General features: G+C 58.1%; 12 protein-coding genes. 7 read left to right on the top strand and 5 right to left on the bottom strand.

Annotated features, from left to right (window positions below):
• Positions 1-237: 237 nt before the first annotated feature.
• Positions 238-603, bottom strand: a complete 366-nt coding sequence (locus ABIE13_RS11385; RefSeq protein ID WP_354443414.1) for a translation initiation factor Sui1 — start codon at positions 601-603, stop codon at positions 238-240.
• Between the two features lie 65 nt (positions 604-668).
• On the opposite strand from ABIE13_RS11385, the gene ABIE13_RS11380 reads away from it, so the two are divergent.
• The 5 genes from ABIE13_RS11380 (at position 669) to ABIE13_RS11360 (ending at position 8,667) form a co-directional block, all read left to right on the top strand.
• Positions 669-1,928, top strand: coding sequence for a DEAD/DEAH box helicase (locus tag ABIE13_RS11380; protein WP_354443412.1), 1,260 nt, complete (start codon positions 669-671; stop codon positions 1,926-1,928).
• Between the two features lie 613 nt (positions 1,929-2,541).
• Positions 2,542-3,486, top strand: coding sequence for a bifunctional helix-turn-helix transcriptional regulator/GNAT family N-acetyltransferase (locus ABIE13_RS11375; protein WP_354443411.1), 945 nt, complete (start codon positions 2,542-2,544; stop codon positions 3,484-3,486).
• Between the two features lie 462 nt (positions 3,487-3,948).
• Positions 3,949-6,498: an IPTL-CTERM sorting domain-containing protein gene (locus ABIE13_RS11370; protein WP_354443409.1), complete on the top strand. Its 2,550-nt coding sequence runs from the start codon at positions 3,949-3,951 to the stop codon at positions 6,496-6,498.
• 451 nt (positions 6,499-6,949) lie between these two features.
• On the top strand, positions 6,950-7,375 hold the full coding sequence (locus ABIE13_RS11365; protein WP_354443407.1) for a MarR family winged helix-turn-helix transcriptional regulator: 426 nt from the start codon (positions 6,950-6,952) through the stop codon (positions 7,373-7,375).
• A 122-nt stretch (positions 7,376-7,497) separates the two neighbouring features.
• Positions 7,498-8,667 carry an HPP family protein gene (locus tag ABIE13_RS11360; RefSeq protein ID WP_354443405.1) on the top strand — a complete coding sequence of 390 codons (1,170 nt, stop codon included), beginning with the start codon at positions 7,498-7,500 and terminating at the stop codon, positions 8,665-8,667.
• A 321-nt stretch (positions 8,668-8,988) separates the two neighbouring features.
• Here the strand turns inward: ABIE13_RS11360 and ABIE13_RS11355 are convergent, their stop codons facing one another.
• The 4 genes from ABIE13_RS11355 to ABIE13_RS11340 all read right to left on the bottom strand — a co-directional run bounded on the left by ABIE13_RS11355 (position 8,989) and on the right by ABIE13_RS11340 (position 14,599).
• Positions 8,989-10,089, bottom strand: coding sequence for a hypothetical protein (locus ABIE13_RS11355; RefSeq protein WP_354443403.1), 1,101 nt, complete (start codon positions 10,087-10,089; stop codon positions 8,989-8,991).
• Positions 10,090-10,794: 705 nt separating this feature from the next.
• Complete coding sequence (locus ABIE13_RS11350; RefSeq protein ID WP_354443401.1) at positions 10,795-12,873, bottom strand: IPTL-CTERM sorting domain-containing protein; 2,079 nt, start codon at positions 12,871-12,873, stop codon at positions 10,795-10,797.
• A 523-nt stretch (positions 12,874-13,396) separates the two neighbouring features.
• The gene (locus ABIE13_RS11345; protein WP_354443399.1) at positions 13,397-13,960 is read right to left on the bottom strand and encodes a GNAT family N-acetyltransferase; all 564 of its coding nucleotides are present in this window, start codon (positions 13,958-13,960) and stop codon (positions 13,397-13,399) included.
• 228 nt (positions 13,961-14,188) lie between these two features.
• Complete coding sequence (locus tag ABIE13_RS11340; protein ID WP_354443398.1) at positions 14,189-14,599, bottom strand: very short patch repair endonuclease; 411 nt, start codon at positions 14,597-14,599, stop codon at positions 14,189-14,191.
• A 310-nt stretch (positions 14,600-14,909) separates the two neighbouring features.
• Between ABIE13_RS11340 and ABIE13_RS11335 the strand changes: the two genes are divergently transcribed.
• Positions 14,910-16,574 (top strand): DNA cytosine methyltransferase, encoded by a 1,665-nt coding sequence (locus ABIE13_RS11335; RefSeq protein ID WP_354443396.1) that lies wholly within the window; start codon positions 14,910-14,912, stop codon positions 16,572-16,574.
• Positions 16,571-18,598, top strand: a complete 2,028-nt coding sequence (locus ABIE13_RS11330) for an ATP-binding protein (RefSeq protein WP_354443395.1) — start codon at positions 16,571-16,573, stop codon at positions 18,596-18,598. Before ABIE13_RS11335 ends, ABIE13_RS11330 begins: the two co-directional genes overlap by 4 nt.
• The last annotated feature ends 52 nt before the right edge of the window (positions 18,599-18,650 follow it).

Here is an 18,650-nt window from a genome sequence, read left to right as displayed (position 1 = left end):
TTTCGGCCTTTCCGTCATTCCCGCGTAGGCGGGAATCCAGGAGATGTTGAAAATTCATGTCGGATCCCGCCTGAATCAGGCTGTTTGCTGGGACCGCCGAGCTCCTGCTCGGCATCTCTCCATCTCCATCAACTCAAAATCAAGCCCCACCGGCCAACGTGATTCCCGTCGCCCTGTCCTGAGCTAGGCAAAGGACCGAAGCCCCGCACAGCCCTTCCCTTCAACATGACCGGCGATTCACCCACCAGCCCGTTTCACGCGATACCCCTGAGCCTGCAGCGCCGCCATGACGCGCTCCACATGATCGCCCTGGACCTCGATCACCCCCTCTTTCACCGTGCCGCCCGACCCGCAAGCTGATCTCAGTTGCTTGCCCAATGCGGCCAACGCCACAGGATCCAAAGCCACCCCCTTGACCAGCGTGACCGCCTTGCCGCCCCGGCCTTTGGTCTCGCGTGAGACCCGCACAATGCCGTCGCCCACCGGTATGGCGCTGGCGGACTTGCAAGTGCATTGCGCGATGGGCTGACGGCACCCTGGGCACATGCGGCCAGTCTCCGTGGAATACACCAGACCGCCGCCAGACAGTGATTTGCTTTTCATGGGCGCTTATCCTATCGCCCGCATACACTGGGTGCACGGCTATTCGCCAGATTTTTACCACCCGCATGCCATTTACCTCACTGGGTCTCTTGCCCGAACTCGCCAGCGCCACCAGCGCGCTGGGCTTTACTCAGCCTACGCCTATCCAGTCCCAGGCCATTCCCCCGGCCCTTGGTGGTGCGGATTTGCTCGCCACGGCGCAAACCGGTTCGGGTAAAACTGTGGCCTTCGCCCTGCCCCTGCTGCAACATTTGCAGAAAGCTGGCGCCACGTCTCCACGACGGGTGCGTGCCCTGGTCTTGGTGCCTACGCGCGAGCTTGCTGCGCAGGTGGGCGAGGTGCTGAGAAGCTTGGGCGAGCACCTGCAACCGCGTCCGAAGACAGTAGTGGTCTTTGGCGGCGTGTCCATCAATCCGCAGATGATGGCTCTGCGAGGCGCGGCCGACATCGTGGTGGCCACACCTGGGCGCCTTCTCGATCTGGTAGATCAAAATGCGCTGCGCCTCTCGGGCGTGGAGCAGTTGGTGCTGGACGAGGCAGACAGGCTATTGGACTTAGGGTTTGCCGAAGAGCTCAACCGCGTGCTGGCCCTGCTGCCCGCACGTCGACAGAACCTGTTCTTCTCGGCCACGTTTCCACCTGGCGTGCAGACCTTGGCTCAGGGTTTGCTGCGTGAGCCGGTGCGCATTGATGTGCCCGCCGAGCCGGAGACTGCGCCTGCCGTGACGCAGCGCGTGATCCAGGTCGACGAGCCGCGCCGCACGCAGTTGCTTCGCCATCTGATCAAGGAACATGCTGGGGAGCGGGTGCTGGTCTTTGTGGGCAGCCAGTACACCGCCGAGCATCTGGCCAACAAGTTGCACAAAGATGGATTGTTTGCCACCGCCTTCCACGGCGGTCTGAGCCAGGGCGCCCGCAAGCAGGTGCTGGACGAATTCAAGGATTCCCGTTGGGACGTGTTGATCACCACCGATCTGGCCGCGCGCGGACTGCATATCGACCAGTTGCCCGTGGTGGTGAACTATGACCTGGCGCGCTCGCCCGTGGATCATGTCCACCGCATCGGCCGAACCGGCCGGGCCGGCCAGAGCGGACTGGCCATCAGTTTCGTCAGTGCCAGCACCGAGGCGCATTTCAGCTTGATCGAAAAGCGTCAGGGTCTTAGTCTGCCGAGAGAGCAAGTGCCTGGTTTCGAGCCCAAGGAAGCCGCAGAAGCCCTCGCACCCACCAAGCTGGTCGCACCCGACAATGGTGGTATCAAAGGCAAGCGCCCAAGCAAGAAAGACAAGCTGCGCGCCGCTGCGCAACAAAAGCCCTCAAGCTGAACGGTCTCAACAGTGACGTTTGATACGCCTTAACCCTACCTTCTTAGCGCCTTCGGTGTTCGGTATCCCCCTGGGAGCGCCAAGCTCCAGCTTGGCAATTCGCGGTATCTGCCAACGTCCTAGTGCCAAGCTAGAGCTTGTCGCTCCCAGGAAAACAGCCCGTGCAAAAGCGCCCATCCCGCAACGGATGCTGAGCGCGTCAAAGCGCACAAGTTGCGTGGTGTCTCGGTATCCCCCTGGGAGCGCCAAGCTCCAGCTTGGCAATTCGCGGTATCTGCCAACGCCCTAGTGCCAAGCTGGAGCTTGGCGGTCCCAGGAAAACAGCCCTTGCAAAAGCTCCCATCCCGCAACGGATGCTGAGCGCGTCAAAGCGCACAAGCCGCGTGGTGTCTTGGTATTTCCTGGGACCGCCGAGCTCCCGCTCGGCATCTTCGGTTCCCTTGGCCTGTGCCGACAAGCCATGCAGAAGCTCCACCGCCCCCAGGATCCCGGCTCCCGCATACCCATCATCCGTGCACAGAACCTAAAAGGTTGTATGATGCAACCATCTTCCTTCTTTGCTTGAGTAAGTCAACCACTGTGTCGACATGATGGCCATCCCGAAGCACCCCCCATGAAATCCGAACCTTCCTTAATAGAAGCCATCCGAGCATCCTCCCGCTCCCTGGCCCGCGACTGGGGCTTCATGGGTAGCAACTTTGCAGGTGAAAACCTTTCCCCATCCGCCGTTCACGCCCTCATAGAAATTGATGGCGGCCCCGTGAGCGCTAAGGACCTCGGAGCACGCCTGCGCCTGGAAAAATCCAGCGTCAGCCGCTTGCTGCGCAAATTGGTGACATCTGGCGACGTCGTCGAATCGCCTGACACCCAAGATAACCGGCTCAAATTCCTGTCGTTAACCCCCAGCGGCCAGATGCGCGTAGCCTCCATCCATGCCCACGCCCGCGCGCAGGTAGAAAAAGCTCTGGAACACCTCCAGCCTGGCCAGGATCGTGCCGTTGCTAAAGGCTTGCACCTGTACAGCCGCGCGCTCGCCGCTCAGGCCAGCAGCCAAGACAAGCCCGCCGTGGAACTGATGACCGGCTATCAGTTGGGTCTGATCTCCCGCATCACACAGATGCATGCGCTCTACTACGCCCGGGAATCAGGCTTCGGCCAACGCTTTGAATCCGTCGTTGCCGCAGGCTTGGCCGAGTTTTCCAATCGTTTGGACAGGCCGCAAAACATGATCTGGACGGCCATGCATGGCGGCGAGATCATCGGCTCTGTAGCGATAGATGGCGAAGACCTCGGCCCCCAAATTGCCCATTTGCGCTGGTTCATCGTCGATGACAGCGTTCGCGGCTCCGGCGCAGGCCGAAAGCTGCTTTCTGCTGCCCTCAATTTTGCAGATCAACAAGGCTTTGCAGAGACCCACCTATGGACCTTCAGCGGCCTGAATGCTGCCCGTCATCTATACGAATCTCACGGCTTCCAATGCGTTGAAGAGCAGGCCGGCGACCAATGGGGAAAAGAAGTGCTTGAGCAGCGTTTTGTCAGAAAGCGCAGCTCCAGTTAGGCCGTTAACGCGCCCTCTTCCGCGCATTTCCTGGGCGCATTGCAAGCCGCGAGTCCGCTATGGTGGCCTAGGTGCACCAGCCGCTGAGTGTCGATTGAGGTCCGGACAATAAATGGACATAATGCGGAGCGCTGTTTCTGAATACATTAGCGTGTATCCATTAGAAAATTTATTGCGTATAGGCCACCTTTAAGTTCATTCCGGCTTAACGCATCATCCAGGAGGAGTCTTCACATGAGACGTTCGGGATCATTACGCCTGAGAAGTGCCGTTCCTGCTTCGGCAGACCAGCCCCATTCCGAGGGGCAACGTCAGCATGTTTTGACTCCAATGAGTGACTATGCAATCCGGATGATGGAGGCAGTACGGGTACCAGAAGTACTCAAAGTACTTAAAGCGCCCAAGGCATTTAAAGCATATTCGAACTGGAGAGCAAGCCATTTCAACCGCATGAAACGGTGTATGCATACGGCAGGCCTGATGCTGCTCGCCGCTGCTTTCCAAACGAGTGCGTTGGCCGCCTGGGTGCCAGACGAGCCCATGGCAACAGAGAGAGCGCAGCACGCAAGTGCGTTCCTTGATGATGGGTCAGTAGGCGTGTTCACCGGTGTTAACAGAGATGGATTTGTTTTAAACGCCGAACGGTGGGCAGGTGGCAGCTGGACTTCCGCCGGCATTGTGGGCATTTCCGGCAACGTCGCAGAGGCCGTGACCTTAGGCACGGGGCAGGTGCTTGTTCGCACCGACGGAAGTATGCAAGCGCGTCTGTATGACCCGGGGACCAACTCTTGGTCGAATGCCGGAATGCAGACGGCTCAGCGCACCATGCCCTCCATGACGCTGCTACCCAATGGCAAGGTGCTGGTGGCAGGCGGCAGCAGTGAGAATTCTGCGGAACTCTATGATCCCAAAACCCGCACATGGACTGCTACGGGCAGCATGGCTTCGCCGCGACGTTCTCACGGCGCGGTTCTGATGCGCGATGGCCGTGTGTTGGTGGTGTCAGGGTTTCACAACGGAACCGGCGAGGTCCTTGGCGCGGAAATTTACGACCCTCTTACAGGTTTATGGTCTCCGGTTGCACCGCCGCTGGTCCCGCGCTACTACGCAAGTCTCAATCTGCTGGCAGACGGACGCCTGCTGCTGGCAGGGGGGTCTACAGCCGTCGGCGCGACGGGGCAATCGGAGATTTACGACCCTGCTGCCAATACCTGGACGGCCACCGGTACGCTCAACTACCCGCGTAACGGCATGATGGGCTCTCAGATGGCAGTTGCAACGGTGCTGGTTTCCGGCAAGGTGTTTATCGCCGGTGGCTCTGATTCAGCGCGCAACACCCAGAAAATGACGGAACTGTACGACCCCGCAACAGGCACTTGGAGCGACGCGGATTTGATCAGCGTGGCAAGAGACAACGGTACCGCTTATCTTCTGCCCAGTGGCGAGGTATTCCTGGCGGGGGGGTATGAGGCAAAACCTGCGTTGGCATTCTTTGGAGAATCAGCCCGCTATCAGCCGGCGGTTCTCATGGGCCCTCCCGCTGTGCTGAATACGCTGCCTCTGCTGCAGCGACGTGGCCAAGCATTGACCTTGACCGGCAGCGGATTCAAAGGTGCTGGCGGCACCAGCGTACCGCAGCTGCATCTGCAGCGCGTGGAAAACGGCAATATCACTCTCTTGCCCGCTGCATCACACACCAGCACGAACTTCCAATCACCTCTGCTGGGCGTGCTGCCTGCGGGCCTGTACATGGCGCGCCTGATTGTGGACGGCGTTCCTTCCGCCGCTCAATTGGTCCGATTCACGGACCCGGCTGGCACCCCCACGGGTACAGCAGGCGACCAGCAGGTCCAGCTAAGCTGGACCGCTCCCCTCGACGATCGAGGCAATCCGCCGGTTGGCTATGAAGTCACGTCCAGTCCTGCGAGCCCAGGCTGCACCACTGTCGCACCTGCAATGCAATGCACAGTGACGGGTTTGACGAACGGCACAGATTACACGTTCACCGTGCGCGCCAGACATGCCAATGGCCTGGGGCCGGAGTCGTCCATGTCTTTGGCGATACGGCCAATCGCTAGCTTGAGCGCACCCAACAACCCGGCCGCTGTAGCTGGAGACACCGCCGCAGACGTCACCTGGCAAGCACCAGACAGTGACGGTGGCAGTGCCATCGTGCGCTATACCGTTACCGCCCAGCAAGATGGCACCAAGCAGTGCACGACCACAGGTGCACTTGGATGCACGGTGTCGAACCTGACCAACGGCACGAGCTACCGCTTTTTGATTGTGGCCAACAACGGTGTCACAGATTCACCTGCCGCCACTACCAACGAAGTAGTGCCGCAGAGCACACAGACCATAGACTTTCCCCAGCCTTCGCAGCAGATCGTGGGAGAGAACTACACGCCACAGGCTACGGCCACGTCGGGCCTTGCGGTGAGCATCAGCGTGGATAGCGGCGTTTGCACCATCGTCACGCCGGGCGTGGTGGAATTCACTGCCACGGGGTCCTGCACGCTGCGAGCCGCGCAGGCAGGAAATGCAGCTGTCGCGCCTGCTGTCGATGTCGTCAGGACGTTTAACGTCGTAGTGCCCACGCAGTCGATAGTCGTGAGCTCGATGCCTAACCCATCTCTCCCGAATCAAGCGGTGAAATTCACGATATCCGTTGTATCGCAGGCGAGCTCACAGGCAAGCACCCTTGCCAAAGCTGCACCCGTTCCAGAGGGCACGATAGAGATCTCAGAGGGCGCCACATCGCTCGGCTCGGCCCCGCTGGTCGCAGGCGTGGCAACCATCACCACCACGCAGCTCACCACACTAGGCTCGCACCCCATCGTTGCACGCTACAGCGGTGACGCCAACTATCCTGCGCAGAGCAGCGCCACGTTTGATCATATGGTCGCCTCTAGCATCGCTGTGCCCGTGCCGACACTTAGCCAATGGGGCCTGGTACTGCTTTCTCTGCTGCTCGGAGGATGGGCCTTGGGTCGCAAACGCGTGTTGGGTTGAGCGCGCTGCCACTCGAAAACGGGGGCTGAGCCATTCAGGCGTCCTGGTATCCCCCTGGGATCGCCGAGCTCCAGCTTGGCATTCTGGGCATCTTCTAAACGCCGAACTGCCAAGCTGGAGCTTGGCGCTCCCAGGAAAACAGCCCTGTGCAATAGCTCGCGTCCCCCAACGGATGCCGAGCAGTTCAAAGCTCCCAAGTTTCCCGGTGTCTTGGTATCCCCCCTGGGAGCGCCAAGCTCCAGCTTGGCAATTCAGAGCCCCCACAAAAGCCGAGTTGCCAAAGCAGGAGCTTGGCACTCCCAGGAAAACAGCCACTAGCAGAAGCTCGCGCCGGTACGCCACCCACCCCAATTGGCAGAACCTGTGCTGAAAGCCGGTCAATCCCGTCAAGCCGCAGCGCATTAAATATATATCACGACACGATATACTTGCCGGTTTCTCCGATGCTCACATGGCGAACAAGTCCCGCCTACTTGTCAAATCCGACTTCGAGACCCTTTCTGAATTTCGCTACCAGATGCGGCGCTTCGAACGTTTCTCCGAACGCGCCGCTGCGCAAGAAGGGTTGACGCCGCAGCAATATCTGCTGCTATTGCACATCAAGGGCACACCCGACAGAACGTGGGCATCGGTCGGGGAAATCGCAGAACGTTTGCAGATCCAGCCCCATGCAGCAGTGGCCCTGGTCAGCCGCTGTGAAGCGCTCTCTCTGGTCGAGCGTCGTGCGAGCACGGTCGACCGCCGGTCGGTCGAGGTGCATCTCCTTGCACGCGCAGAAGTGTTGTTGCAACGTCTGGCGGCCATGCATCGCGCCGAACTGAAATCTCTGGGCGGCGCCTTCCAGGTTCCCCAGATCGACTTGGCGGACCCTGTATGAAACTCGCGCACCGTAGCCTCCTGCCCGTGTCCATGGCATGTGCTGTCGCGGGTATGCAAGGCACCGGGTTGTGGAATCAGAACTGTTCAAGCCTGGCTCATCGTTGACTCTCTGAAGCACGCATGGAACAAACTACAACCGATTTGTCGTCGGCCAATCCTCCAGTCGCCTTCGGCACCCGACTCGCCCGCTATCTGGCGCGCTTTTGGCCTGCGCCTTTGCCTGTGGACGGGCGCGAGCGTTTGCGCGCGTGCATGGGGGTTTTTGTCGGCATTGCCATGACAGGCTTGCTCAGCCGCTGGTGGGCCGGTGTCAACCACGTCGGACCGTGGCTCGTGGCGCCTCTGGGCGCCAGCGCCGTCCTCGTCTTCGCGGTGCCCGCAAGCCCGCTGGCCCAACCTTGGTCCGTCTTCGGCGGCAACACCCTGTCCGCCTTGGTGGGCGCAACCGTTGCCATGTTCGTCCCTGATCCCGCATGGGCCGGAGCCATCGCGGTCGGCGCTGCCATCGGCGTGATGTTTGCCATGCGGTGCCTGCATCCTCCCGGGGGTGCTTCGGCGCTGCTTGTGGCACTTTCAGCCCAGAGTTTCTCGTTTGCCGTGTTTCCAATCCTCGTCAATTCGATTCTGTTGATCGTGGCAGGCCTTGTCTACAACACGCTAACGGGCCGTGCGTACCCCCATAGCCCCTCCATGCCGGCGTCGCGCGAGAAAGGTGCGGTTACGCGCTTCAGCGCAGCAGACCTGGACGCAGCCCTGGCGCACTACAACCAGGTTTTGGATGTGAGCCGTGACGATCTGGAGGCCTTGCTCCACCACGCCGAAGCCAACGCCTACCAACGCAACTTTGGTCAGCTTCGTTGCAGGGACGTCATGACGCCTGACCCCGTCAGCGTGCAATTCGGAACCTCGCTGGCCGATGCATGGGCCTTGATGCGTGAACACAAAATCAAGGCACTCCCCATCACGGATCGCGAGCGTCGTCTGGTCGGTATCGTCACGATGGCAGATTTCATGCGAAACGCCGATCTCCGCTCACACGAAGGAATAGGCCGGCGCCTGATGAATCTGGTCCGCAAAAAGGGTGGCACACACTCCAACATGCCAGAAGTAGTGGGGCAAATCATGACCCGCGAAGTGCGCGTGGCGAGTGAAGACAGGCACGTGGCCGAACTGGTGCCGCTGTTCTCTCACGGGGGTCACCACCATATTCCGGTGATCGATAAAGAAAACCGACTCAGGGGGATCATCACGCAAACCGATCTCGTTCGATCGCTCCACCAGGCAATCTAGCAGAGCAATGTGTGAGTCAGAGACCTCGCGCGACGTCGCGTTGATTCATCAGTTAGGGCTAGTTATAACGCTGCAGACCTCGGTCGTGAGAAGCGCCCAAGTCGCCCACTGTCTTGGTCCCCCTCCTGGGAGCGCCAAGCTCCAGCTTGGCAATTCGAGGCATCTGCAAAAGCAGTGGTGCCAATCAGGAGCTCGGCCGTTCCAGGAAAACAGCCTTCTGCGAAAGCTTGCATTCCAAACGGACGCTGAGCAACTCAAGCACCCTAGGCACCCGAAGCTGGCTGGTCGTACGAAATTACGTTTAGATCTCTTTTCGACGAGTCAATCTGGTTGGCTCTTGCGGCGCCGGAAGGCCCCTATCGTCAGAAGCAAAGACGACAGGGTGAGTAAGCTGGCGATGCCCAGGCTGGGGACTGCTTTCGGAGCCGACAAAACTGGTGCGTCTGGTACGTTGATTCGAATCCATCCTGCCGATCCATCTATCGGCGCAGGTTCGTTCCCGGGTGTCGCGTCCCAAACGGAGATAGGGGCTGGGTCGGCGATTCCTCCTGCGCCACCTAGTATGTCGGTGCTGAGGTTGGACAGGGCTTTGGCTCCCCCAACGAACACGCAAGAACCTCCGCCACCACCACCTTCAGGTGCGAATTCGACAACTGGAAAGGGACCACCAAATATCAAACCCGGGGTGAGACCTCCTGCGCCGACCTGGCTGGCGTAGCCTCCCCCACCACCGCCGCCAGAACCTGTGCGGTGATAAATTCCACTTGAGATTACGTAGGGGGATGCGGTCCCGGGCAGGCCGTCTCCCGGTAACGCGCAATCGGCTGTTGAGACTGCAGGTGACATTCCAGGTGCGCCAGATTCCGCACTAGAGAATGTGGATTGATTGCGATGAGCGCCCCCTCCACCACCGCCGCCGCCGGCTCGAATAAAGGTACCGGATACAGAGAGTGCTGAAGCACCACCACCCCCGCCACCAGTCAAGCTTGCAGAGTCATCGGCCGGGTCATCAGCGTTGGCTGTTGACCCCCCAGATCCGCTTCCGGCGCCACCGGCGCCTGTACCCGCGGGGGCTGTCGCGGTATGCAACGTACCGCCCTTTCCGCTGTCTGCCACCGTCAAATTAATGACATCGCCAGGAGCCACCGCAATCGTCGCGGAAACGCGAGCGCCTGCTCCACCGCTACCGCCTGTGTAGACCCCTACTAGCGACAGGGGAACGCCAAACTCATTGGGTACGGTTACGCCGGATCCGGCGCCTCCGCCTGCACCTGCGACTTCTACCTGTATCGAAGTCACTCCAGCGGGAACCGTGAAGCTATGTGCTCCTGGGGTCACGAAGCTTTGAGTGACCGCTAAGGCCAGCGGCGTGAAAGACAGGCCGACTATTCCGGCAATGAGCGCGACACCATTTCTTACCATAGGAGAACCTCCAAGAAAATAATCACATGTCAGACGTTGGGAGCATTAATTCAAAAAATGATTCTGGCCAAGTGAATGCAGTGTGGCAGTTTCCAGGATTTGATTAATTTCACAACTGAGGCCCTCTATTTCTATGGAGACAGAGAGCGATAATGATGGCACGCAGATGTCAGCTTGTTTTAACGATAGCCTTGAGGGCTTCGAGAAACAACTGCCTTAACTCTTCAAGAGTTTTGACGACAGCCCGAGCCGAAAGTAACAAAAAGAAAGAAGCCGTTATTTTTTTGCAGTCCAGGAAGTAACGCAAGAGCATGACTGCCCACTGTATGCGTGCCGCCACAGAGGACGTTTGATTTTTGTATAAATGCTTTGGTAAATATCAAGCCGAAGGATTTTTAACCTGCTCTGAATTGGATCGCTGCGTCGAGGTAAATTTTTTTCACCTGCTGCACCCAGTTAGGTTGAATCGGAGAGAAAGGTAAATACCGGTCGACAGTGGTCAAGAGTGTGGAGTGGCAAGAATGCGTGAGGGGTGCTTCCCTTGGAAAATTCAGTTCGTGCCGCGCCGACCAGGGTCGAAGGAAAAAGGCAGCCGCTCTGTACGCTGCCCCAGTTAGTATTTCCGGCGTGATGTGCTTGTTGCTGCAAGATCAGTCCGCAAAAAAGCCACCCGAAGGTGGCCCGATTGGCGAAAGCAAACTTGTTTTATCCAACGCGCCTGCGTGTGCTCATTCCAAAGCCGAACAATGCCATCAGCGTCGACAAGAAAATCATGCCCCACTGACCCAGCGTAGGAACTGGCTGAATGGTGTCCGTGTTACCTCCCGAACCTCCAGATTTAACCAGCGTGTTCACGATGCTGGCAGTAGCTGCCGCATCCGCAGGAATCACACCCGCTTGAGTGTAGACAGGCTCGGCCCAGGAGTAACCGGCAGGCGCGGTAGGCAGCTGTTCAGAGACGGTGCAAGTGCTGCCCGATGCCACCAGGATAGCCGGCGCGGCACCGCTGTTACCTGACACAGGAATGTTTCCACTGAAGTTCGCAGTGGGGTTGGTGCAAGCCACCGTGAAGTTGATGGTGCCAGAGAACGCAGCTGCGCCAGCAGGCACATTCACCTGCTTGCTCACCGTCAGTTGGCCAGCAGCCACAGAGCGCAGATACCAATTGCCATCCTCCGCATCACGCACCAACTCGTAGCGAGTAGTGCCTGCATCCAGGTATCCACCGGGCAGCGCAAACGCACCAGCCGCAGAACTGGCCGCGCCGCCTGTCACTTGCACCAACAAGATACCCTTGCCCGTGGTGAATGCAGGCGTACTGTCCGCATCAGCCACTACGGTAATTATGGTCGGAGCGCCCCCCAGGGCAGTCGATGAAACCCTGAGCACATCACTGACAGAAGTGGACGCATCATTGAGCAAAGTATTCAGCGCCAGCGTGCCGCCATTGGCGGTGTACGTTCCCGCCAAATCGAGCAGATTGGTGGGTGTAGCGTCCGTGCGCGCAAGTGACACCACGCCACCAGCGTTGGTCAGGTTACCCGTGACAGGCAGGCTGGCCAGCAAGGACGCATCCAGCGTCGCGCCGCTTTGTAGATCCAGCAGCGTCATGCTGGAAGCTGCCGTGGCTTCCCACAAGGCATTGCTGCTCAAGTTCACCGTCAATTGTCCGCCGCTGGCCAATTGACTGGCGCCTTTGAAGTGACCACCTGTACCCGTGAAAGTGGCGACGCTGGTGGCGTCAGCGTTCCAGACCATGGGGGCAGTCGTTGCCGTGACACCGGTCAAGGTCGTTGTGCCGGTAGCCCCAAGGTAGTTGAACGATGTGCCTTGCGCGTCCACAGTCAGCCCGGTTCCTGAACTGAATGCGCCGTTGCCCCTGAGCTGGATGCCAATGCCCGTAGCGCCAGAAGCAATGATGGAATTTCCGCTGGCATTGAACTGCGCGATGCCGCCGGTCCGAACATCTACCGCCGCACTGCCCGCACCAGCGGAAGTGATGTTGGTGAGACCATTCAAGTTGACCTGTGAGCTTTGCACCATGACTGCAGGCATGCTGGCCGATGCCGCAACTGTGGTGATGGTGCTGGTACCCGTCACCGTCGTGGTGCCGCCCTGGCTCCACAGCGCGGCAAGACTCCTGGTGGCGTAAAACGTAGACTGAAAATCCAGCGTGAGGTTTCCGCCCACGTTGACGGTGCCCGCCCCCACATACAAGCCCGATCGCGTACCGCCTTGGCTGGTGATGTTGAGGTTGTTCAGGTAGTCAGATGTGCCCGCGTTGTTGCGCACACCGTCGCGTGTATTGACCAAGTTAGAAGGCGCCCCGGTGTTAGACGTGGCAAACACATTGCCCTGAAACGTCAACGTCCCGGTGCCAGCTTTTTCAATAGGTGTTGCGTTGTTGAGTCCACTAGGCTTGTTGACCGTAACGTCTTTGAGAAAGTTAGCAACTCCCGAGCCACTGACCAAAATGCCGCGGCTGTTGTCGCCATTGGTGTCCGTGATAGTCAGAACCCCATTGACTGTGGTGTTACCAGTCACATTCACAAGGCCGGTGGAGGAATGCCCGCTGACTGTCACGGAGACCGGATCGGCCGTATAGACACAGGTAGATCCGCCATCCTGAATCGGCGTTGAGTAGCTAGATGCGCCCAGATTGGCTGGGCAAACCGCAAACACCACGCTTGGCGCCGCAAGCAAGCCTGCCAGACAGGCGACATGAAGCGCGTGACGTCTATGTCCAGAAGACGTTGTGAATCCATTTCTAAATCTAGCCACCATTGCTAAATCCTCACTTACATTTGGTTTTGTAACAAATTATGTTTACATCCTAGCGTCGGACTTAGGTTCAGGACAGGCAATAGTTGGCAATTCTCAGGATTGAAGATAAGCGGAAGGGCCGGGGGATAGGGTTGAACCAATGCAGCGTGAAAAATCTGACGATACCGCTGCACCGCTTGCTGATCCAGCAAGTCGCTGCGTAACCTATCCCCTAAAGCGCCTTGGATTCAGCTGGGACCGCCGAGCTACCGCTCGGCATCTCACCTTTTCCAACCCATCAGCAGCGAGGTCATGCTGAGGTACCCAGACGGGATATGTCTAAAAAATGGTGATTTCTATACATATGCGCGGTGATATGTTTAAAAGTGACCAATTTTTAAACATGACGTTGTGCCCCAGGGTCTGCTCCGTCATGTGGGCGCCGCCATGGGGACTCCCGTCGTGTCTTCTGGTATTCGGTATTCCTGGGAGCGCCAAGCTCCAGCTTGGCATCTTCGAGGATTCGGTAAACGCCCCGTATCTCTCAACCAGCCCGCGTCCACTCAGATCGCAGCAACGCATAGATGTACTCATCTCCCCAAACACCATTAAACCGATCGTTCTGAATAAGATGCGCCTCTTTGCGCATACCCAGGCGAATCGCGACTTTCTCGGAAGCTGAGTTGAGAGCATCAAGCCGCGCAAAAATCCTATGCGCGCCAACACATTCAAACCCCCAGGTCAGCATGGCGCCCACCGCCTCGGTCGCATACCCATGCCCTGCGTACCGAGGGTTAAAGATGTATCCCACCTCCAACTGCAGCGCTGCGGCATTGGCAATCTTCAGCAGGACTTCTCCCACAACTGCCTCGTCATCTTTGCGTACCACGGCAAGACGGTGAGTGTCGCCGTCACTGATGAAAGGCGCACTTAGGACAGCAGCGAACTGCGCTTGCAAGTACTCCCCGGTCGGGGCATCGGCATACAAGAACCGATAGACCTCAGGGTTGCAATGGTATGCAGCATAGGTTTCGAAGTCAGTGTCTCTGAAACCTCGGAGAGAAAGTCGATGGGTTTGGAGAGTGGGCAGGGGCAGTGTTAGGTTCATGCAAGTTCTAGAAAGACATTTAGCTTATGCGCATGCGAACATCACTGACACTTTCTCGTTGATCGCATACGCACTCTGGCCGACTCTTTTTTTTGAGTTCGAAGTGAAGTGCCTTATGGAAGAGGCTTTCCGCAGGTGCTGGTCAGAGCATGGGGTCACGCTGCTCACTTTGTGCCAGCGGCGACATCCGCTTCCACTACGGTGGGTTGGGGTATCAATGGCTCAGAGCTACCCAGCAGCCAGGAAGCAATTCAGCTTTTGAGCCAGTGCGGGCAAGTTGGAAACCTCGCACTCCCAGACGATCAGAACCTCCCAGCCAAGTGCGTCCAGTGCTTTCAGAGCGAAGGAGTCTCGCCGCACATTGCCCTCCAATTTTTCCAGCCAGAAAGGGGCATTCGACTTTGGGGTATAGGCAAGTCTGCAGCCGGGGTGCCGGTGCCAGAAACAGCCGTGCACAAAAATCACTCTTCTCAGTCGCGGGAACACAAGATCTGGAGAGCCAGGTAAAGTCTTCCGGTGAAGGCGGAAACGAAACCCCATTCCGTGTACCAGCTTCCTAACAATCATTTCCGGCTTTGTATTCTTTCCCTTGATGCCAGCCATCATTTGGGACCGTTTTTCAGGGGATACGATATCCATCAAATCTCCCACCAAGTGCATGCCTTTATAGCAGGCGCGAAGTAGCTGCGAAGCGTACGAGAAATTCTCTGCCCAACTGAGACCTTCATCTCTTAGAACCTGCATAAAAGTGATGCAATATTCCCGTCTATCATCCGCAGAACTTTGACCTCCCTGCTACTTCATTACACTCTGTGACGAAGTGGCGCTAGCGCCAATTGATGCGTGGTCAATATGGGCTGAGGCGCATGGGATGAACTTGCTTAAGACACCCCGTCCAGATCGATCTGGACTGGCAGTCCTGGCCCAGGATTCTTATGAGAGATACCGGATGTCTATCCAACACGTTTTGCAAAAATCACGTTCCGACGAGACGGACGAGAAGCCGATCTCGTCAGTGGTCGATCTAGCTCCTTCCTACCGCAAGACATCGCCCAGCTCGAATTACGACGATAAACTGATATCCAGCAAACTACAGCGGATCCAGGGTGGCGGTGATATCCGTTATATGGATATGTTCTCCGGGTGTGGAGGCATTTCCCTCGGCTTCCTGACTGCAGGGTTCACACCCGTTGCATCCATTGAAATGGATCCATGGGCCGCACGCTCACATGGTGCGAACTTCGGCAGCCGCTCTGCAGGAGGGGATCGAGCCGCTCATCATGCAGCGCGTGACGCCGTCACCGAGACCGCAGATACGGTATTTGCAGATCTGGAGCTGGAAGGAGCGACCGACAGTCAAATCGACGTTCTGGTCGGAGGCCCGCCTTGTCAGGCCTTCGCTCGTGTGGGGAGGGCTAAACTTCGTGAGCAGGCTCGCTTACGGGAAGAGGTGACCGCAGACCAGGCATTCCTCGTCGACGGAAGGGTGAGCCTGTGGGAACGGTACGTTGCATTCATTCGGGCGACGAAGCCGGTTGCACTATTGATGGAAAACGTGCCGGACATCCTGAATCATGGTGGCACGAACGTGGCTGAGCTTGTCTCGAAGAGCCTTGCCGAAGAGGGCTACGATGTTGCCTACACACTGCTGAATTCCGTTTGGTATGGAGTACCACAAATGCGCGAACGGATGATTCTTATCGGATTTCACCGATCGACTGGCATCAGGCCTCGTTTTCCGGTGCCAACGCACCACCTAGTCCTCCCGTCCGGCTACACCAGTTCCAAGAACGCTGCGAGGCGCGTGCTGAAAGCCGAAGGGTCGGCGCACCACCGCTGGATTCCAGATCCGGCGCCCGACGCGCCAACAGCCACATCGGCCTCTGAAGCCCTCGCAGATCTGCCGCACCTTTACGCCGAAGAGATGCTGCGCACGGGCGCTATCCGGCGTGGAGCAAAGGACCCATCAGAACCAGTCGACTACACGACGAAAAAACCTGCGACAGCCTATTCGCGGCTGATGCGGGAGTGGCAAGGGTTTGCGACCAAGGCCACGACGGGCCATGTATTCCGATATTTGCCGCGCGATTACAAGATCTTTGCCGAGATCGAGCCGGGTTGGGAGTACCCCCAAGTTCATGCCTACGTAGAGGGGAAGATTGCAACTTGGCTGTCAAGCCGGAAGCAGCGCGGTCTGCCGACCAGTCCGAGGGATCCGGATGTCAGCGACTTCATCACGTCCTGGCGTATCCCATATGACCCGACAAAGTTCCCCAACAAGTGGTGGAAGCTTCGGCCCGACGCGCCTGTTCGCACACTGATGGCGCACCTTGGCAAAGATTCGTACTCCCACATTCACTTTGACTCTGACCAGGCGCGCCCCATCACTGTTCGCGAGGCAGCCCGCTTGCAGTCCTTCCCGGATGGTTTTGTGTTCAAGGGCTCGATGAATCCGGCCTTCAAGCAGATCGGCAACGCGGTGCCTCCGCTCTTTGCTTATTCCATTGCGCGTGGCATTCGGGAGTCTTTGGGCGCTCCCGCAACACCAGACATGCGAGTGGCGCTGTTCGACCTTGAGCCTTCCCAGATCAAGACCACCGAAGGGACAAAATGAAGTTCACGATCCTCCGACTGCTGACTCATTCCGAACTCGGCATGTTTCATGAATACCGCCGTCAGGGTAAGGAGCGAGCAAAGCAGCGCGCAATTAACTTCGATTGGGATGTCGTTGACAAGGTCTTCCCTTCTGCAAAGGACTCGGACATCATCGCCATCGACTGCCGACGCATGGAAGACGAAAACACCGTCGTCGAAGTCGCGTCGCGGCTCAAACGCCAGCATAGGAACTGGAGATTCGAAGGCGATTGCCCAACCAGCTCCTACTATGACTTTGTCGACCCAGGTGTCTTGTTCGCAATGGTTGTCGACGCCTCAACTCAACCGGCGAAGGCATCCTGGATTGCCATCCCGGTTGACCATCCTGCCCGTACCTCAATCCTTGGTCACGGGGAGAGTGCACGGCTCGGAAAGTCGGCGATGATCGCGTTATACGACGATGAAGGCGAGCACAGCCAAACAGTGCTCGCAGAGCACTTCCCGCAGCTATTCAAGGAGCCAGAGACAGTGTCCGTCACATCACAACCACAAGCCGACAACAACTACGATGACGTTGCGCCTGATCCGCTTGGCCTGTTCAAGATTCTGGCGCGTGCCGGCCACAGCCTGCCGAGCGCCGTGGCTGATCTGGTAGACAACAGCCTTTCGCACGGCGCACGGGAAATCTGGATCACGTTCCCGAGTCCGAACGAAGGTGGGAGGTGGATGTGCATCCGTGATGATGGTACGGGCATGACTCTAGCGGGTCTTCGTAATGCAATGAAGATCGGACATCAGCGCGACTACGACGATGCCGACCTGGGCAAGTTCGGCTACGGACTAAAGGGGGCAGCTTGGTCCCAGGCAGACCGCCTGACGGTCGTGTCTAAGGCCGCGGGAGAGGCAAGTGGCACCCTTACCTGGGACAAAGACCACCTCGCGAAGACGCGTCGTTGGGAGCTCCTGAACGATCCAGTAGCGCTTCAGTACTCTTCCGCAATTGAGATAGCGGAATCGGGCACTGCCGTGCTGCTTACTCAGATGCGGCCGGCAATGGAGCCAACTAGAGGACGGGGTGAGTCACCATATGCTCAGGAGCTCGCAGCGATAAAGGCGCACCTTGAGCTGGTTTTTCACCGATATATCGAAGGAAAGGTTCCCGGCCGCGAAAAGGTTGTCATACGTTTGAACAACGAAGCGCTGAAACCCAACAATCCGATGGGTCATCCGCTGACCAAGGAGTTTGACGAGCGCCGTATCGAACTTCAGGGACAAACCCCGGACAAGTCATCGGTTCTCTATGTTCGCGCGCATGTCACGCCGAACGAGGCCGAATTCGAGGAATACATCAAACCGTTAACCCCGCTGGAGCAACGTGTCGAGCGAGAACGCCTCAGCCTGAACGGCCGAGCCAACGATGCCCAGGGCTTCTACTTCTACCGCCTGGACCGGCTTATCAAGTGGGGCGGGTGGGAGGACCTGTTCGCCAAGGATGAGCACACCAAACTGCTGCGCGTCGCCGTCGATTTCGACCGGACGGCTGAGGAGCAACTGCAGGTGGATATTAGCAAACAGCTTGTCCGTCTGCCGTTTGCCGTTACCGAGCCGCTAAAGGACCTTCTTAAAGTTCCTCGCGCGGCAGCTCGTGCTCGATATGACAAGAAAGCGACATCTGCAACAACGCCATTGAACACAAGCGGCGAAAACAGGTCCGCGGGGACATCACCGACAGGTACGGTTTCAACTTCCGGCCTTATGCCTCCAACGTCGGTACCAGCACAGGCTCCCGTTAGCGGAGCGCCTCCAGCCGCTGTGTCCAGGAAGGACAGGACGTCGGTTCGCATTATCAGCAGCGGGTCCGCGCCATGGCAGCGCAAACTCGGATTCAAAGGCGAGGAAGTTGAAGTTACGCCGCTTGTGCCGGCACTGGTAGCGCTCGTTCAAATACTGGATAAGGATGCCGATGCGAAGGCTGCGCTTTCGGAATTTCTTCGGGTACTCGAGACAGCAGGCGTTCCCGATCTTCTGGCGGACAAGGCCTGATGGTTGTCAAGTTCCCTCAACATTTCACTCTGAAGCCCAGGCTTGCCCTGTG

The sequence above is a fragment of the Ottowia thiooxydans genome (assembly GCF_040548795.1).
In the GTDB taxonomy this organism is placed as follows: Bacteria; Pseudomonadota; Gammaproteobacteria; order Burkholderiales; family Burkholderiaceae_C; genus Ottowia; species Ottowia thiooxydans_A.
This window is presented reverse-complemented; position numbering and strand designations above follow the sequence as displayed.